Here is a 16,316-nt window from a genome sequence, read left to right as displayed (position 1 = left end):
GTGCACAAAGCGGGCGTCAGGCCGAGTAGCCCTTCGGCGGGATGAGGGTGGCCAGTTGGTTGAAGGTCAGCCAGTACGTCGCGGTGGGGGCGAAGCCGGCCGGGTCGGCGATCAGGACGGTCTGGTCGCTGTCGTCGTACCCGATCACCGTGAAGTAGTGGTAGATCGTGTAGTTCGGGTAGCCCGGCGGGTGGTTGCTCGCCGGGGCGACGATGTTGGCGACGATCGGGTAGTTGTTGTTGATGTCGAGGACGACGTCGCGCCAGAGCAGGTCACGCTGCGCCTGGGTGGGCGGGTCGTTCGGCATCTCCTTGGTCTCGTACCAGCCGGTGCCGAGGTGGTTGTTGAGCACCCGGGTGACCTGACCGATCCAGTCGGTGCCGTTGGTCGTGGTGGGCAGCTCGTTGGCCAGTTGCTGCTGGCTCGGCGGGGAGATCCGGGCCGAGAGCGCGATCCGGGTCGCGGCCGGGCCGCACCAGTAGCCGGTCTGCTGGTACTGGAAGTCGATGTTCAGCGTCTTGAGGGTCTGCGTCGAGTAGCCGAGCTTCGGGACCGGCTTGCTCGCCGCGATCGCTTCCGCGGACACAGCCTGTGCGGCAGCTTGCGGTGCGGCGGTGGCCGCGTTCACCGGAAGCGCCGCGGCCGTGATGAGGGCGAGACCGCACAGGGCGGCCTTGAACTTCGTCGTGGGAATCATGTCAGCTCCTCACTGGACGACCGGGGCGGGCCGTCCGGTTTGATCCTGACACGACGTGTTGCAGTGTGGTGAAAAAATCACCAACCCTTTCCAGATCAGTCGAAAGGCTCGATGAACTCGCGGACCAGCCAGCGCACCGCCCGGTCCGGGTACGGCCGGGGCAGCGACAGGACGATGTGGTCGAACCCGAGGCCGACGGCCTTCCGTACGATCTCGCGGGTCCCGGCCGGGTCGTCGTACGAGACGATCTGCTGCAGCGAGCGGCTGATCGTCGACGGGTCGCGTCCGATCCGCTCGCATTCCAGATCCAGGCGGCGGGCCCGATCGGCCAGCGTGTCGAGGTCGGTGTGCGGCGGGCCGCTGATGTTCCAGATGTCGGCGTACTCCGCGATCAGCCGCATCATCCGGTTTCCCCAGCCGCCGATCAGCAGCGGCGGGCCGCCGGCCTGGACCGGCTTCGGCGCGCTGCGGGTGCGCTCGAGCGTGTAATACCGGCCGTCGAAGTCGAACTCGTCCTCGCTCCACATCAGGCGCAGGATCTCGATCGTTTCACGCAGCCGCTCGACCCCCTCCCCCGGCGGCACGAGCGTCAGCCCGTAGGCGGCGTACTCCTCGATCGCGGGATTCGGGCCCGTGGGTTGGTGGGTGCCGCCGGCGCCGAGCCCCATCACCAGGCGGCCGCCGGAGATCACGTCCAGGGTGCCGGCGATCTTGCCGAGGACGGCCGGCGGGCGGATCCGGTTGCTCGTGACCAGCAGGCCGAGACGGAGCCGCGTGGTCTGCGCGGCGAGCGCGGTCAGCAGGGTCCAGCCCTCGAGGACGTCGCCGTTCTTCGGGCCGGCGAGCGGGAGGAAGTGGTCCCACAGCCAGGCGTCGCGGATCCGCGGCTCCTCGTCCGCCTCCAGCCAGACGCGGCGGATGTCGGCGTACGGGACGTGCATCGGGGTGGTCTTCAGACCGAACGTCAGTTCCATAATCGTCAGGATAACTGATGATCAGGATTACTGACGATCAGTTGCCCGGTAGATTTGACGTATGGCTGACCGGCTCGGGTACCTGCTGAAACACGTCCTCGCGCAGCTGACCGAGGCGCAGACCGCGGCCTTGGCGCCGTACGGCGTGACCGGGCGGGACCTGGCCGTGCTGTCGGCGATCGCGGCCGGCGAGCCGCTGTCCCAACTGGAGGTCGCGGCCCGGCTGCGGGTGGACCGGACGTCGATCGGCGACCTGCTCGACGGACTCGAGGACCGCGGGCTCGTCGAACGCCGGCGCAGTGCCGAGGACCGGCGGCGGAATGTCGTCGCACTGACGCCGCAGGGCGAGTCGACGTTCGCTTCGGCCGAGCGGATCCGGCTGGAGGTGGAACGGGAGTTCCTCACTCCCCTCCCGGACGGCGCGCGGTTCCGCGAAGAGTTGCGGCTGCTGCTGGGGGAATGAGGGCTCCAGCGCGTCAGTTGGACTCTGCATGCTCTCCGTGCCGCTGTCAGTCCTGGACCGCTCACGGACGCGGGCCGGCGAGTCCGAGGCGGAGACACTGCGGGCGACCGTCGATGTCGCTCAGCAGGTGGAAGAGCTTGGTTTCAAGCGTTTCTGGGTCTCGGAGCACCACAGCGTGCCAGGAGTGGTCGGCTCCGCCCCGACAGTGCTGGCCGCGGCTGTTGCCGCCCGCACGGATCGGATCCGGGTCGGCACCGGCGGCGTGATGCTGCCGAACCACAACCCGCTCGTCGTGGCGGAGCAGTTCGGCGTACTGGAGTCGTTGTCCCCGGGCCGGATCGACATGGGGCTCGGGCGCTCGGTCGGCTTCACCAACGGCGTACGGCGCGCGCTCGGTGTCGGCAAGGACGCGGCGGAGGACTTCACCGCGCAGGTGCAGGAGCTCCTCGGGTACCTCGCCGGCACCTCGGACGTTCACGCCCGACCAGGCGAAGGGCTGCACATCCCGCCGTTCATCCTGGCCGTCGGTGAGGGCGCCTCCATCGCGGCGACGCTGGGCCTGCCTTTGGTGCTGGCCGCGCGCCCCGACTCGGCCGCGCTGCTCGAGGACTACCGGAGCACGTTCCGGCCGTCCGCCTGGGCGTCCGAGCCGTACGTCATTCTTGCTGTCACCGCCGCGATCGCCGATTCCACCGAGGCCGCGCGGCAGCTTTTGCTGCCCGAGGCATGGTCAGCGGCGTACTCGCGGACCCGTGGCGTGTTCCCCCCGCTGCAGCCCGACGTGCCGGAGTCGATGACCGCGCGGGAGCAGGAGTTCTTCGAGAACGCGCTCCGCGGCCAGATCTACGGAACGCCCGCGGACGTCGACGACGCGCTCGGCGACCTGGTACGACGGACCGCGGCGGACGAACTGCTGATCACCACGAACACCTTCGACCGCGGCGCGTTGCTGGCGAACTACGCCGCGCTGGCGAAGCTCACCGGCTGATCCGGTCCTCCAGCCGCTTCCGCACATCCGGCCACTCGTCGGCCAGGATCGAGAACACCACCGTGTCGCGGAACGAGCCGTCGGCCATCAGCATGTGCCGGCGCAGCACGCCCTCCCGGGTCGCGCCGAGCTTGGCGATCGCCGCCTGGGAGCGGGTGTTCTTCGAGCCGGTCTGGATCTTCACGCGACCGAATCCGCAGACCTCGAAGGCGTGCTCGAGCAGCAGGAGCTTCGTGGCCGGATTCACCGCCGTACCCCAGACAGCCGGCGCGTAACCCGTCCAGCCGAGGTGGATTCGCTCGTTCAGCACGTCGACGTCGCCGAGGCTCGACGTACCGACGACGGTGCCGTCGGCAACCAGGCGGACGACGTACGCGAACCGCTTGGCCGCGGCCGGGATCCACTTCGCGCGCATCTCGTCCGCGCTCGCCGGCATCGCGGCCGGCCCGCCGCCGAACCCACCGGCGTACACCTGCTCGTTGCCGATCGCGGCATACAGCTCGTCGATGTCGGATTTCTGCATCCGATCGAGCCGCACGACGTCGCCGACCAGCGACCGTCCGTCCGGAGCAACGGTCACGGTTTCACCAGCAGATGAAGGAGCAGCCAGACGATCGGCGCCGTCGCGAGCAGGGAGTCCAGCCGGTCCATCACGCCGCCGTGACCGGGCAGCAGGTTCGACATGTCCTTGATGCCCAGGTCGCGCTTGATCATCGACTCGCCGAGGTCGCCGACCGTCGCGGTCACCACCGCGACCGCGCCGACGATCGCGCCGGCCCACCAGTCACCGTCCAGCAGGAAGACGACGGACGCGATCCCGGCCCCGATACACGCGAGCGTCGAACCGGCGAAGCCCTCCCAGGACTTCTTCGGACTGATCGTCGGCGCCATCGGATGCTTGCCGAACAGCACGCCCGCGACGTAGCCACCGACATCGCTGGCGACCACGACCAGGAAGAACGTCACCACGCGCCCCGGCCCGTCCGCCTCCGGCTGCACCAGCAGGATCGCGAACCCGGCGAGCAGCGGAACGTAGCCGATCAGGAAGACCCCGGCGCTCACGTCCCGGACGAATCCGACCGATCCACCCGGCATCCGCCAGAAGATCGTCCCGAGGACGGTCATGCCGAGCGCCACGAGCAGCGCCATCGGTCCACCGAAATACGCCGCCACGAGCATGGCCGCCGTACCGGCGAACAGCGGGACCCGCGGGATCACCGCGCCGCCGGTGCGCAGCGCCTTCATCATCTCGTCGACCGCGACCAGGACGACCACCAGCACGAGAACGACGAACAGGACCTTCTGCCAGTACAGCGATCCGAGGATCAGGGCGCCGAGCCCGACCCCCACCGCGATCGCCGCAGGCAGATTACGCCCGGCACGGCTCGGGCTGGGGCTCGGCGCAGGCGTGCTCTCGACGCCCATCACACCTCGAGCAGTTCGGCTTCCTTGTGCTTGAGCAGCTCGTCGATGGAGTCGACGTACTTCTTCGTCAACCCGTCGAGGCGCTTCTCAGCACTCTTGCCCTCGTCCTCGCCGGCGTCGCCGTCCTTGACGGTCTTGTGCACCTGGTCCATGGCGTGCCGGCGGATGTTGCGCATCGAGACCTTGGCTTCCTCGGCCTTGGTCTTCGCGACCTTGATGTACTCCTTGCGCCGCTCCTCGGTCAGCTGCGGCATCACCACCCGGATCACCGCGCCGTCGTTACCCGGGTTCACGCCCAGGTCCGAGTCGCGGATCGCCTTCTCGATCGCCGCCATCGCACCCTTGTCGTACGGCGAGATCAGCACGGTCCGGGGCTCCGGCACCTGGAAACCGGCCAGCTGCTGCAGCGGAGTCGGGCTGCCGTAGTAGTCGGCCAGGATGCTCGCGAACATCTGCGGGTGCGCCCGGCCGGTGCGGATCGCGGCGAAGTCGTCCTTCGCAACCTCCACGGCCTTGGCCATCTTCTGCTCGGCATCGCGGAGAGCTTCGTCGATCACGACATTCCTCGCTTCCTCAGGCCGCATCGGCGCGGCCGGTCCTACTTCGCCTGTGTCCAACGATCCTAGTGGTACGCCGTGCTACGCCCGGTTATTGCCCCCGGGAGACGACAGTACCGATCTTCTCGCCGTGGATCACCCGGGCGATGTTGCCCTCCTCGAGACCGAAGATGACGATCGGCAGGGCGTTGTCGCGGGCCAGGCTGATCGCGGTGGCGTCGGCGACCCGGAGCCCGCGGGCCAGGAAGTCGTCGTACGACAGCTGGTCGAACTTCACCGCGTCCGGGTTCTTCTTCGGGTCGGAGTCGTAGACGCCGTCGACCCCCTGCTTGCCCATCAGCAGGGCCTCGGCGCCGACCTCCAGCGCCCGCTGGGCGGCGACCGTGTCGGTGGAGAAGTACGGCATGCCGGAGCCGGCGCCGAAGATCACCACGCGGCCCTTCTCCAGGTGCCGCTCGGCCTTGCGCGGGATGTACGGCTCCGCGACCTGGCCCATCGTGATCGCGGTCTGCACCCGGGTCTCGATGCCGAGCTTCTCCAGGAAGTCCTGCAGCGCCAGGCAGTTCATCACGGTGCCGAGCATGCCCATGTAGTCGGCGCGGTTGCGCTCCATCCCGCGCTGCTGGAGCTCGGCGCCGCGGAAGAAGTTGCCGCCGCCGACCACCACGGCGACCTGGACGCCGGACCGGGCCACGTCGGCGATCTGCTTGGCGATCGAGTTCACCACGTCGGGGTCGACGCCGAGCTTGCCGCCGCCGAACACCTCACCCGAGAGCTTCACCAGCACCCGGTGATAGGCGGGCGAGAACGGCGAAGAGGCCGGACTCGTCTCGGTACCCAGGGTTTCCGTCACGATTCCGGCCTCCTCGTTCGTTGACTGTGTGCTCAGATCCTTCGCGGGATCAGGCGCCGACCTCGAAGCGGGCGAACCGCTTCACGGTGACACCGGCCTCGTCGAGCACAGCCTTCACGGACTTCTTGTTCTCCGTGACCGACGGCTGCTCCAGCAGCACGACGTCCTTGAAGAACCCGTTCACCCGGCCCTCGACGATCTTCGGCAGGGCGCCTTCCGGCTTGCCCTCCTCGCGCGCGGTCGCCTCGGCGATGCGCTTCTCGTTCTCGACCGTCTCGGCCGGGACCTCGTCGCGGGTGGTGTACAGCGGGCGCATCGCGGCGGCCTGCATGGCGGCGCCCCGGGCAGCCTCGACGTCGTCGCCCTCGAACTCGACGAGCACGCCGACCTGGGCCGGCAGGTCCGCGGCGCGCTTGTGCATGTACGCCGTGACCTTGCCGTCGAAGACGGCCACCTTGCCGAGCTCCAGCTTCTCGCCGATGACGGCGGCCAGCGCCTCGATGTTCTCGGCGACCGACTTGCCGTCGGTGAGCTTCTCGTTGAGCAGACCCTCGACGTCCCCGACCTTGCTCGCCGCGGCGTGCGCGACGATGTCGGCGGCGAGCTGCTGGAACTGCTCGTTCTTGGCGACGAAGTCGGTCTCGCAGTTCAGCTGGACCAGCGCGTTCTCCGCCGCGGCCACCAGGCCGTTGGTGGCGGACCGCTCGGCGCCACGCTTCTGGGCCTTGGCCGCGCCCTTGATGCGCAGCTCCTCGATGGCCTTCTCGAAGTCGCCGTCGGTGGCCTCGAGCGCCTTCTTCGCGTCCATCATGCCCGCGCCGGTGGTGTCGCGGAGCTTCTTCACGTCAGCGGCGGTGTAGTTCGCCATTCCTCGTTCTCTCGTCTTGTCTGGTGCGGCTGGGTGGACGGGCTGCCCGCAAGGCCCCGCTTCGAGGCCTCGCGGCGTAGCCCGGCGCCGCCCGGCGTGAACCGGGCGGCATACGGGCTGTCAGGCCTCGTCGGCCTTCGGCGCCTCGTCGGCCTTCGGCGCGTCGACGGCCGGGGTCTCCTCGACGGCCGGGGTCTCCTCGGCCTTGGCCTCGGTCACCACAGCGTCGGTCGCGACCGGCTCGGTCAGCACGTCGGTCGCCGGGGCAGCCTCGGTCGCCGGGGTGGCCTCGGCGGCCTTCGCCTCAGCGGCGCTGTTCTGGCTCTCCAGCAGCTCGCGCTCCCAGGCGGCCAGCGGCTCCTCCTGGCCCAGCTCCTCACCGGCCGCGGCGGCGCCCTGGCCCGAGCGGCCCATCAGGCCGTCGGCGACGGCGTCGGCGACCACGCGGGTCAGCAGGCCGACCGAGCGGATGGCGTCGTCGTTCCCCGGGATCGGGTAGTCGACCTCGTCCGGGTCGCAGTTGGTGTCCAGGATGCCGATGATCGGCAGCTTCAGCTTGCGCGCCTCGTCGACGGCGAGGTGCTCCTTCTTGGTGTCCACGATCCACACGGCGGCCGGAACCCGGGCCATGTCGCGGATACCGCCGAGGGTCTTGAGCAGCTTGTCGTGCTCGCGACGCTTCTGCAGCAGCTCCTTCTTGGTGACACCGGAGGCGGCGACGTCGTCGAAGTCGATGAGCTCGAGCTCCTTGAGGCGCTGGAGCCGCTTGTTCACGGTCTGGAAGTTCGTCAGCATGCCGCCCAGCCAGCGCTGGTTCACGTACGGCATCCCGACCCGGGTCGCCTGCTCGGCGATCGCTTCCTGCGCCTGCTTCTTGGTGCCGACGAACAGGATCGCGCCGCCGGACGCCACGGTGCTGCGGACGAACTCGTACGCGCGGTCGATGTAGGACAGCGACTGCTGCAGGTCGATGATGTAGATGCCGTTGCGCTCGGTGAGGATGTAGCGCTTCATCTTCGGGTTCCAGCGCCGGGTCTGGTGCCCGAAGTGCACGCCGCTCTCGAGCAGCTGCTTCATGGTCACGACGGCCATGAGGTGTCTCCTTATTGCGACCCGGGTCGTCCCGGGTCTACTCGGTTGTCTCGCCTCGGATCGGATGATCCGCAGCTCCTGATGCCCGTCGCGCGACTCCGCCCGGATCACTCCGGGACCGCTGGAACCGACGCACTTGTGCGGGCATGCGTAGTCGCCCCACCTAGGTGTGGCGCCACCGGAAGTGTACGGGACCACGGCCGCCGGACGCGAACCGGCCCTCGTTGTCCACAATTCCGGATCGGGCCGGTCGAATCCGGCCCCCACCACGGCATCTTCCCTGGCATGACCCTCGCCGTCCTGACCCTCGCCGCCCTCCCACCCGCACCCCCTGCCACCTGGCCGTTACAGCCGCGCCCCGAGATCGTGCGCGGCTTCGAGCTACCCGCGAAACCCTGGCTCCCCGGCCACCGCGGCGTCGACCTCGCCGGCCGCATCGGCCAGCCCGTCCTCGCCGCCACTCCCGGCCGCGTCACATACGCCGGCCCGCTCGCCGGCCGTGGCGTGGTCACGATCGCGACCGGCCCCCGCCGTACGACGTACGAACCGGTCGTCCCCGAGGTCGCCGTCGGAGCCACCGTCACCACCGGCACCGTCATCGGCCGCCTGTCCACCGCGGGCTCCCATTGCCTGCCCCGAGCCTGCCTGCACTGGGGCCTCCTGCAGGGCAAGCGGTACCTGAATCCCCTCACCCTGCTCCCCCGTCGCCCGATCCGCCTGCTTCCGCTCAGCGCCGAACCAGCCGTCAACTCAGTCGGCAACCCGCCGGACAAACCGGCAGGCGACCCGCCCGACGGCAGCCGGCGCGCGGCCAAGCTCGTCATCGCCGCCACGGCAGCGCTCACGCTGACCGCCGGCCTGCTGATCAGGCGTGAATAGGGCTCATTCGTGCGGCAGGTTCAGCTGCCACGACACCCCATACCGGTCGTTCACCCATCCGAACTTCTTGCTGAACCCGTAGTCCCCCAGCGGCATCAGCTCGCCGCCGCCCTCGCTCAGCGCGCCGTACAACCGCTCGAGCTCCGCCTCGTCCCTGCAGTCCACGAACAACGACATCGAAGGAGTGAAGGTGAAGCCATGATGCAGATAGCTGTCACTGCACATGAACTCCTGTCCGGCCAGCCGGAAGACGGCAACCATGACGGAGCCCTCGGGCCCCGGTCCCTCGGCGCCGTACTTGACCATCGACACGACCTCGGCATCGTCGAACAGCGACTGGTAGAAGCTCATCGCCTTCTCCGCGCCGCCCTCGAACATGAGGAACGTCTTGATCTGCTGCATCGCCCATCTCCTTCAGTCATGGCTTATATAAGCCATGACTGTAACACTGGATCAGCTCCCGGGGACCCGGGCCTGCCAGGCGTCCTCGTCGCGCGAGCGGCGCTCCACGCCGGCCGGCAGCTTGTTCTTGGCGAGATCGACCAGCGTGGTGTTCTCGAGGACGTCCCGCAGACTGGCGCGCGCCGCGATCCAGACGCGCTGCAGGACGACCGCATGCTCGTTGTACGTCACGCTTTCCGGCCGGACGCCGGAGATGCTCACGATCGGGCCGTCGACAGCCCGCATCACGTCGGCGACGGAGATCTCGTTCGGGTCGACGGCCAGCCGCCAGCCGCCCGACTGCCCACGCTGGCTCGACAGCACGCCGGCCCGGCGCAGGTCGGCGAGGATGCCCTGGAGGAACCCGTGCGGAATGCCCTGCGCCCGGCTCAGCTCCTCGGCCGACACGACCGCCGGGTCGCCCGCGACCCATCGCTGGGTGATCTCGATCAGAGCTCGCAACGCATAGTCAGACTTCGCCGAAACCCGCATGTCCCGCAGTCTGCCGCATCCCGGCGCCCACACGCCGCATCACCCGCGAACATCCCTCGGCCCGGACCGCCCGAGCGCGTCCTCTCAGGCCCGCGGATGGGCCTGCAGGTAGGCCTGCCGAAGGCGATCAGTGGAGACATGGGTGTAGATCTGCGTGGTCGCGAGCGACGCGTGCCCGAGGAGCTCCTGGACGCTCCGCAGGTCCGCGCCGCCCTCGAGAAGATGCGTGGCCGCGGTATGACGCAGTCCGTGCGGACCGACATCAGGCGCGTCGACGACGGCGATCCGCTGGTGCACCATCCGCCGTACGGTCCGCTGGTCGATCCGGCCGCCACGCGCCCCGAGAAAGGCCGCCGGCCCACTCCCCTCGCGTGCCAGCTTCGGCCGCGCCTCGAACAGCCATCGCTCCAGCGCCTGACCGGCCGGCACCCCGTACGGGACCGACCGCTCCTTCCGCCCCTTGCCGAAGACTCGTACGACGCGGCGTTCCCGGTCGACATCATCGACATCGAGAGCGCACAGCTCGCCGACGCGAATACCCGTTGCGTAGAGCAACTCCATGATCGCGAGATCCCGCAGCCCGACCGGACTGCCGTCGTCCGCCGCGACTCCGGCTGCGTCGAGCACGACCCGGGTGTCGGCCTCGCCGAGCACCCCGGGGAGACTCTTGTGCGCCTTGGGGCTCGCCAGCAGCGCTCCCGGATCCGTATCGATCCGCCCGGTCCGCTGCGCCCACGCCGTGAACACCCTGGCGGCCGTCGCACGGCGAGCCATCGTGCTGCGGGATTTCCCCAGACTCTGCTGTTTGGCCAGCCAGGACCGTAATCCCCGGATGTCCAACTGCCCGAGATCATCGTGACCAAGCCGAATCAAATGTTCGAGTAAATCCGCGACGTCTCCGATGTAGGCTCTCACCGAGTGAGTGCTGAGGTCTCTTTCCGCCGTCAGATGCCTTTCGTAGTCAGCCAGTAACACAGCGAAACCCTCCGGCCAGGAACGGTTTCCACTGACTTCGCCCGGCGTCATGCCTCGACGATGCGTGAGGTGGCCCGGCATCGCAAGCCACCGCGCGGACGCCGAGCAGAGGAGGTCTGGTCGATAGCCCAACGGTCGACTACTGTTCGGCCCGATTGCCCTAGTAGCAACGGAGGCACCCCTGACCATGGCCCCCTCAGCGAACGGACAGACCGTAGGCCGGCGCCTGCCGGTCGAGTCGGCGTTCACTCGAGTCGAGGATGCGCGGCACCGTCTGCCGCGCCTGTTCGGTCGTCGCGACCTGGTCGTTCTCGGCCTGGGCGTGATGATCGGCTCCGGCATCTTCAGCATCAGCGGCGTCCAGGCGGCGAATGTCGCCGGACCGGCAGTGATCCTGTCGTTCGTCATCGCCGCGATCGTCTGTGTGCTGGCCGCGGCCTGTTACGCCGAGCTGTCGTCCACGATCCCGGTTTCCGGTAGCGCTTATACGTTCAGCTATGTCACCTTCGGCGAGGCGTGGGCGTGGCTGGTCGGCTGGGCACTGGTCCTCGAGCTCGTCACCGCGGCGGCGATCGTCGCCCGCGTCTGGTCGGCGTATTTCCTGGCCACCCTGGACGGGTTCGGAGTAACGCTGCCCGAAGGTGTGGCGCAGTTCTTCGGCCCCGAGGCCAAGGTGAACCTCGTCGCCCCGCTGCTGCTGCTGATCCTCACCGCGCTGATCGTGACGGGCACCAAGCTGTCATCCCGGGTGCTGACCGTCGTCGTGATCGCGAAGGTCGCGGTGATCCTGCTCGTGGTGATCGTCGGTGCCGCGCACATCAACATGGACAACTACCACCCGTTCGTCCCGCCGGCCCGGGCAGCGCCCGCGACCGCGAGCCCGACGTTGCTGGGCTGGATCCTGGACTCGTCGTTCGGTTCGTTCGGGACGATGGGCATCTTCACCGCCGCGAGCACGATCGTGTTCGCCTACATCGGCTTCGACCTGATCGCGACCGCGTCCGAGGACGCCCGCAGCCCACGCAAGACCGTCCCGCAGGGCATGCTGCTCGGCGTCGGCGCCGTGACGATCCTCTACATCGCGATGGCCGTCGTCCTGGTCGGCATGCGCCCGTACGGCAAGCTCGGCGGCGGCGCACCCGTCTCCGAAGCCCTGGCCGCGGTCGGGGTCGGATGGGCCGCGAAGGTGGTCAACCTGGGCGCCTTGCTCGCGTTGATGACCGTCATCATGGTGGTCCTCATCGCGCAGAGCCGGGTCCTGTTCAACATGGGCCGCGACGGCCTGCTCCCCAAGAGCCTCGGCCGGGTCAGCCGGGTCTACTCCTCCCCCGCCCGCGCCGCAACGGCCGCCGGCATCGCCGCACTGGCCCTCACGCTCTACCCGAAGGTCCTAGAGCTCGAGGAGCTGCTGGTCATCGGAGCCCTGTTCTGCTTCGCGTTCTGCGCGATCGGCGTCCTCACCCTGCGTCGCTCCGAGCCCAACCTGGAGCGCGGCTTCCGGGTGCCGATGGTCCCGCTGATCCCTCTCCTGTCGCTGGCCGCGACGGTCTGGCTGATGCTCAACCTGAAGATCAGCACCTGGACCAAGTTCGGCGTCTGGATGGTCATCGGCATCGCGATCTACGGCCTCTACGGCCGCTGGCACAGCCGCCTCGCCAACGAGGACAGCTGGGACTTCGACCTCGGCGACACCGACCCCGGAACCGGTGGCTTCCAAGCCATCCGCGACCACGACCGCCCCACCGAACTCCGAGCCATCCGCACCCCACCCGAAGCACCCCAAAAACCCACCCGCGGCAAACACATGCGCAACTGACCACCCACCAACCGCCACGCATCCGCAGACAATCGGACCGACGCGCCAACCGGTGACCGCGTCGCCCCTAGGCGGCCACGACACAAGCCCGGCCAGACCAAGCCACCGACCACCCTGCCACGCCAGAAGCGCCCGGCGGTTGTAGACCGAACCGCCAATCATGACGCGCACCTTGAACACACCGCCACAGGCGGCCTAGCGTGACGCTCTCGCCCGTGCCCCGGGTGCCGCCGTCTCGCGGGCTGCTCGCTGAGCCCGAATGCACTGCCCGAGATCTGGGGAGGGCGCGCAGCGCCCAGGTAGCGGGAAAGGCGCGCACCGCACGCCCAGGACGAGCGCGCACCGCCCACGCCCCAGGAAGAGCGCGCACCGCCAGGATCTGGGAAGAGCGCAGCAGTCAGGGTTTGGGAATGGCGCGCAGGGCGATCTCCACCGTGGCGTACAGGCTTGCACGGTCGGCCCCGGCGGCGGCGTGGACCGCGTTTCCCTCGCTCACGGTCATCACGTAGCGCGCGAGGTCGGTCGGGTCGGTGCCGGCGGGCAGGTCGCCCTCGTCGACCGCGCGGGCCAGGCGCTCGGCCAGCTGCTGCTCGCCGGCCAGGCGGCTCGTGGCCAAGAACTGCGCCACCTGACCGTTGTCGCTCCCGCCGGCCAGGCCGCCCTGGATCGACAGACAGCCTGCCGGGCGGCCGGGCTGTGTCAGCGCATCCGCGTTCGCCTTCAAGAACCTTTCGACGGTCGAGTACGCGGTCGGCTCCGCGAGCGCCTCCCGGGCGTACGCCATGTCGTGCTCCGCGTAGCGCGCAACGGCCCGGCGGAACAGGTCCTCCTTGTTGCCGTAGGCCGCGTACATGCTCGGGCGGTTGATCCCCATCGCGTCGGTCAGATCGGCCAGCGACGCGCCCTCGTAGCCGTGCTCCCAGAACACCTCGATGGCCCGGTCGAGCGCCGCGTCCGGGTCGAAGGCCCGCGGCCGTCCTCGTGTCTTCACCGTCACACCACTGATTCTAACCGTTCGGTACAGAAATATCCCGGAAGGTGCTAACGTTCCTTTCCATACCGAACGGTACATAATTTGGAGGATCGCCATGAATCACTTAGGGCTCTGGAGCATGCGGTTCCGGGGCCACCCGGCGCTGCCCGATCTCGAGGCCGCCGGCTGGGACACCTTCTGGATTCCGGGTCTCGACGGCACGGGCGCCCTGGACGACGTCGAGCACCTGCTCAAGGCCGCGCCGCACAGCACGATCGTCACGGGCGTCCTGAACATCTGGGGTCAGTCACCGGAAGAGCTGTCGAACAGGGTCGCCGGACTCGACGCCTCCCGACTGTTGGTTGGACTGGGCATCGGCAACGCCGCCGGCGCTGCCTCGCGTGGCCAGCACTACGGCAACCCCATCACTTCAATGAGCCGCTACCTCGATCAGCTCGACATCCCCGCCGATCGCCTGCTGCTCGGCGCCCTCGGGCCCAAGATGATCGATCTGGCGGTCGCACGTACTGCCGGCTGGCATCCGTTCCTGGTCACGCCCACCTATGTGGCCCGCGAACGTGCTCGCGTCGGCAAGGGCCCGCTGATCGCACCGCACCAGGCCGCGGTGCTCGAAACCGATCCGGACAAGGCGCGAGCGATCGCCCGCGCGGAGATCGGCATGTTCATCGGCTTCCCGGCGTACCGCAACAACCTGCGTCGCCTGGGCTTCACCGACCAGGACCTGGTCCCCGGCGGCAGCGACCGCCTGATCGACGCTCTGGTCGCGCACGGCGGCGTCGCCGAGATCCGTGACCGCGTCCGCGCACACGTCGAGGCCGGCGCCGACCACGTGGCCCTGCACGTCCTGGGGTCCGACTCCTTCTTTCCCACCCACCTTTCCGAACTCACCAAGGAGAACTTCTGATGGGACAGCTCGACGGCAAGACCGCCCTCGTCACCGGCGCCACCTCTGGCATCGGTCTCGCGTCCGCCCGCTTGCTGGCCAGCGAGGGCGCACACGTCTTCGTGACCGGCCGGCGGAAGGAGGCCCTGGACGCTGTGGCCTCCGACAGCATCACCCCGATCCAGGCCGACGTCTCCAACCTCGACGACCTGGACAGCGTGTACGCCGCGATCTCCGCCCGCGGCCAGGGCCTGGACATCCTCTTCGCCAACGCCGGCGGCGGCGAGTTCTCGGCCCTGCCCGATGTCACCTGGGACCACTATGCGACGACCTTCAACACCAACGTGGGCGGCACGATCTTCACCGTGCAGAAGGCCTTGCCGCTGCTCAACCCCGGCGCGTCGGTGATCCTGACCAGCTCCAACATCGACGTCAAGGCCGCGCCCGCCTTCAGCATCTACGCCGCCACCAAGGCCGCCGTACGCTCGTTCACCCGCAGCTGGGCGGCCGAGCTGGTCGAGCGCGGTATCCGCGTCAACGCCATCGCCCCCGGCCCGATCAACACGCCCGGCCTCTCGGGCCTGGCCCCCAGCCCCGAGGACGCCGCCCAACTCCTGAAGGGGCTCGCGTCAGGCGTCCCGATGAACCGCCTGGGCGCCCCCGGGGAGATCGCCACCACAGTCCTGTTCCTGGCCACGCCGGCCAGCGCCTACATGACCGGCGCCGAAATCTACGTCGACGGCGGCGCCAGCCAGGTCTGACCCCGACGACAGCCCTTGAAGAACCTTGTGTTCGGCCGGAGGTGGTCTGCTGTCGACCTGCGGGCGGCGGTTGGCTTGGAAGGTCGTTCGCTGCTGCCACTGCAGGAAGGGCAGTTAGGTCCGCTGCTGGCGGGGTTGAGCCAAGAACGCACATTTGAACGATTTGTCATCAAGGAGAGAGCAATGTCGAACGCAGTTGTGTTGACCGACTTTGGGGCGCCCGAGGTTTTGCGCTGGCAGGAGGTCGCCCCGCCTGAGCCAGGTCCGGGGCAGGTACGGCTGAAGGTGGCTGCGGCGGGGGTCGGTCCCACCGACCTGGCGATCCGCTCCGGCCATCTGCGGGCATTCGGAGCAGCGCCGGGCGGCGTACTTGGCTTCGAGGCGGCGGGCACCGTGGACATGGTCGGGCCTGGCGTCACCGGGGTGGCGGTGGGCGACGAGATTGCCGCGCAACTGCTGAGCCTGGGCGGTTATGCCGAGCTCGCGATCGCCGAGATCTGGACCGCCAAGCCGGCGGGCGTGTCGTGGGAGGACGCCGCCGCGTTGCCCGCGTCGGCCGAGGCGGCTGTCCGGGTACTCGATGACGTCCGGCTGGAACGCGGGCAGACGCTGCTGCTGTTCGGCGGCGGAGGATCGGTCGGCATCATCGCGACCCAGTTGGCGGTGGCCCGGGGCGCTCGGGTGCTCAGCGTGGTCCGCGACCACGACGAGCGGCTGGTCGGCGAACTCGGCGCCGAGCCGGTGAAGCTCGGCGATACGGTCCGGGCCGACGCGGCGATCGATGCGGCCGGAACGGGGGTGCTTCGACAGGCTCTGGCCGCGGTCGGCGATCCGGGCCGGGTGGTCAGCCTCTCCGATCCGCGGGCGGCCGATTTCGGCGTACGCCTGTCCGGTCCGCGCCCGGAAGCGGCGACGGCCGCGCTCGCCGAGACCATGCAGATGCTCGCGGCCGGACGGCTGCGGCTTCGGGCACAGCGGACCTTGCCGCTTCCCGAAGCTGCCGAGGCCCACCGTCAGCTCGAGGCCGGCACGCGGGAGAAGCTGATCCTCATCCCATGAGATCGGCTCCCGATCGGGGCAGAGAGGCCTGGCACGAAGGCGCAGATCGCAGCTACTGACCGGAGTCGGGTCCTTGAGGCCGACCGCGGCCAGCAGGCT

The 16,316-nt window shown here is 69.1% G+C and carries 19 protein-coding genes; 7 read left to right on the top strand and 12 right to left on the bottom strand.

The genetic code is table 11. The features are described 5' to 3' along the window. Positions 1-16 precede the first annotated feature (16 nt). The gene (locus ACWEOO_RS12660) at positions 17-697 is read right to left on the bottom strand and encodes a C39 family peptidase (RefSeq protein ID WP_355699290.1); all 681 of its coding nucleotides are present in this window, start codon (positions 695-697) and stop codon (positions 17-19) included. A 95-nt stretch (positions 698-792) separates the two neighbouring features. Beyond that, positions 793-1,671 carry an LLM class flavin-dependent oxidoreductase gene (locus ACWEOO_RS12655; protein ID WP_452143055.1) on the bottom strand — a complete coding sequence of 293 codons (879 nt, stop codon included), beginning with the start codon at positions 1,669-1,671 and terminating at the stop codon, positions 793-795. A 61-nt stretch (positions 1,672-1,732) separates the two neighbouring features. On the opposite strand from ACWEOO_RS12655, the gene ACWEOO_RS12650 reads away from it, so the two are divergent. Both ACWEOO_RS12650 and ACWEOO_RS12645 read left to right on the top strand, forming a co-directional pair. Further along, positions 1,733-2,134, top strand: a complete 402-nt coding sequence (locus tag ACWEOO_RS12650) for a MarR family winged helix-turn-helix transcriptional regulator (protein WP_452143054.1) — start codon at positions 1,733-1,735, stop codon at positions 2,132-2,134. A 28-nt stretch (positions 2,135-2,162) separates the two neighbouring features. Continuing rightward, positions 2,163-3,122, top strand: a complete 960-nt coding sequence (locus tag ACWEOO_RS12645) for an LLM class flavin-dependent oxidoreductase (protein WP_452143053.1) — start codon at positions 2,163-2,165, stop codon at positions 3,120-3,122. Here ACWEOO_RS12645 and ACWEOO_RS12640 read toward each other — a convergent pair. The 6 genes from ACWEOO_RS12640 to rpsB form a co-directional block, all read right to left on the bottom strand. After that, positions 3,112-3,702: a GNAT family N-acetyltransferase gene (locus ACWEOO_RS12640; protein WP_452143052.1), complete on the bottom strand. Its 591-nt coding sequence runs from the start codon at positions 3,700-3,702 to the stop codon at positions 3,112-3,114. The two genes, ACWEOO_RS12645 and ACWEOO_RS12640, sit on opposite strands and share 11 nt — an antisense overlap. Next, positions 3,699-4,547 carry a phosphatidate cytidylyltransferase gene (locus tag ACWEOO_RS12635; protein WP_452143051.1) on the bottom strand — a complete coding sequence of 283 codons (849 nt, stop codon included), beginning with the start codon at positions 4,545-4,547 and terminating at the stop codon, positions 3,699-3,701. Before ACWEOO_RS12635 ends, ACWEOO_RS12640 begins: the two co-directional genes overlap by 4 nt. Further along, positions 4,547-5,101, bottom strand: a complete 555-nt coding sequence (gene frr, locus ACWEOO_RS12630) for a ribosome recycling factor (protein WP_355699360.1) — start codon at positions 5,099-5,101, stop codon at positions 4,547-4,549. The genes ACWEOO_RS12635 and frr overlap by 1 nt, the downstream gene beginning before the upstream one ends. 94 nt (positions 5,102-5,195) lie before the next feature. Next, a complete protein-coding gene (gene pyrH / locus ACWEOO_RS12625) occupies positions 5,196-5,957 on the bottom strand; it encodes a UMP kinase (protein ID WP_452143050.1) in 762 nt (253 codons plus the stop codon). A gap of 49 nt (positions 5,958-6,006) precedes the next feature. Beyond that, a complete protein-coding gene (gene tsf, locus ACWEOO_RS12620) occupies positions 6,007-6,825 on the bottom strand; it encodes a translation elongation factor Ts (RefSeq protein WP_359930842.1) in 819 nt (272 codons plus the stop codon). Positions 6,826-6,945: 120 nt separating this feature from the next. Next, positions 6,946-7,917 (bottom strand): 30S ribosomal protein S2, encoded by a 972-nt coding sequence (gene rpsB / locus ACWEOO_RS12615; protein ID WP_452143049.1) that lies wholly within the window; start codon positions 7,915-7,917, stop codon positions 6,946-6,948. 285 nt (positions 7,918-8,202) lie between these two features. Between rpsB and ACWEOO_RS12610 the strand changes: the two genes are divergently transcribed. Further along, positions 8,203-8,796 carry a murein hydrolase activator EnvC family protein gene (locus ACWEOO_RS12610; RefSeq protein WP_452143048.1) on the top strand — a complete coding sequence of 198 codons (594 nt, stop codon included), beginning with the start codon at positions 8,203-8,205 and terminating at the stop codon, positions 8,794-8,796. A gap of 3 nt (positions 8,797-8,799) precedes the next feature. On the opposite strand, the gene ACWEOO_RS12605 is transcribed toward ACWEOO_RS12610, so the two are convergent. The 3 genes from ACWEOO_RS12605 to ACWEOO_RS12595 form a co-directional block, all read right to left on the bottom strand. Continuing rightward, a complete protein-coding gene (locus ACWEOO_RS12605) occupies positions 8,800-9,198 on the bottom strand; it encodes a VOC family protein (protein ID WP_359930833.1) in 399 nt (132 codons plus the stop codon). A 51-nt stretch (positions 9,199-9,249) separates the two neighbouring features. After that, positions 9,250-9,729, bottom strand: coding sequence for an RrF2 family transcriptional regulator (locus ACWEOO_RS12600; protein ID WP_355483615.1), 480 nt, complete (start codon positions 9,727-9,729; stop codon positions 9,250-9,252). A gap of 84 nt (positions 9,730-9,813) precedes the next feature. Further along, positions 9,814-10,755 (bottom strand): tyrosine recombinase XerC, encoded by a 942-nt coding sequence (locus ACWEOO_RS12595; protein WP_452143047.1) that lies wholly within the window; start codon positions 10,753-10,755, stop codon positions 9,814-9,816. A gap of 136 nt (positions 10,756-10,891) precedes the next feature. On the opposite strand from ACWEOO_RS12595, the gene ACWEOO_RS12590 reads away from it, so the two are divergent. After that, positions 10,892-12,520 carry an APC family permease gene (locus ACWEOO_RS12590; protein ID WP_452143046.1) on the top strand — a complete coding sequence of 543 codons (1,629 nt, stop codon included), beginning with the start codon at positions 10,892-10,894 and terminating at the stop codon, positions 12,518-12,520. Positions 12,521-12,917: 397 nt separating this feature from the next. Here the strand turns inward: ACWEOO_RS12590 and ACWEOO_RS12585 are convergent, their stop codons facing one another. Beyond that, complete coding sequence (locus ACWEOO_RS12585) at positions 12,918-13,517, bottom strand: TetR/AcrR family transcriptional regulator (protein ID WP_452143045.1); 600 nt, start codon at positions 13,515-13,517, stop codon at positions 12,918-12,920. A 91-nt stretch (positions 13,518-13,608) separates the two neighbouring features. Between ACWEOO_RS12585 and ACWEOO_RS12580 the strand changes: the two genes are divergently transcribed. From ACWEOO_RS12580 to ACWEOO_RS12570, 3 genes are read left to right on the top strand one after another with little or no spacing between them, the layout of a single operon-like run. Continuing rightward, on the top strand, positions 13,609-14,418 hold the full coding sequence (locus tag ACWEOO_RS12580) for a TIGR03620 family F420-dependent LLM class oxidoreductase (protein ID WP_452143044.1): 810 nt from the start codon (positions 13,609-13,611) through the stop codon (positions 14,416-14,418). Continuing rightward, entirely contained in the window at positions 14,418-15,158 is a 741-nt protein-coding gene (locus ACWEOO_RS12575) for an SDR family NAD(P)-dependent oxidoreductase (RefSeq protein WP_452143043.1), read from the top strand. The genes ACWEOO_RS12580 and ACWEOO_RS12575 overlap by 1 nt, the downstream gene beginning before the upstream one ends. A 15-nt stretch (positions 15,159-15,173) precedes the next feature. Then, complete coding sequence (locus tag ACWEOO_RS12570; protein WP_452143042.1) at positions 15,174-16,217, top strand: NADP-dependent oxidoreductase; 1,044 nt, start codon at positions 15,174-15,176, stop codon at positions 16,215-16,217. Positions 16,218-16,316: the final 99 nt, after the last annotated feature.

This window comes from Kribbella sp. NPDC004138 (assembly GCF_053603655.1).
This window is presented reverse-complemented; position numbering and strand designations above follow the sequence as displayed.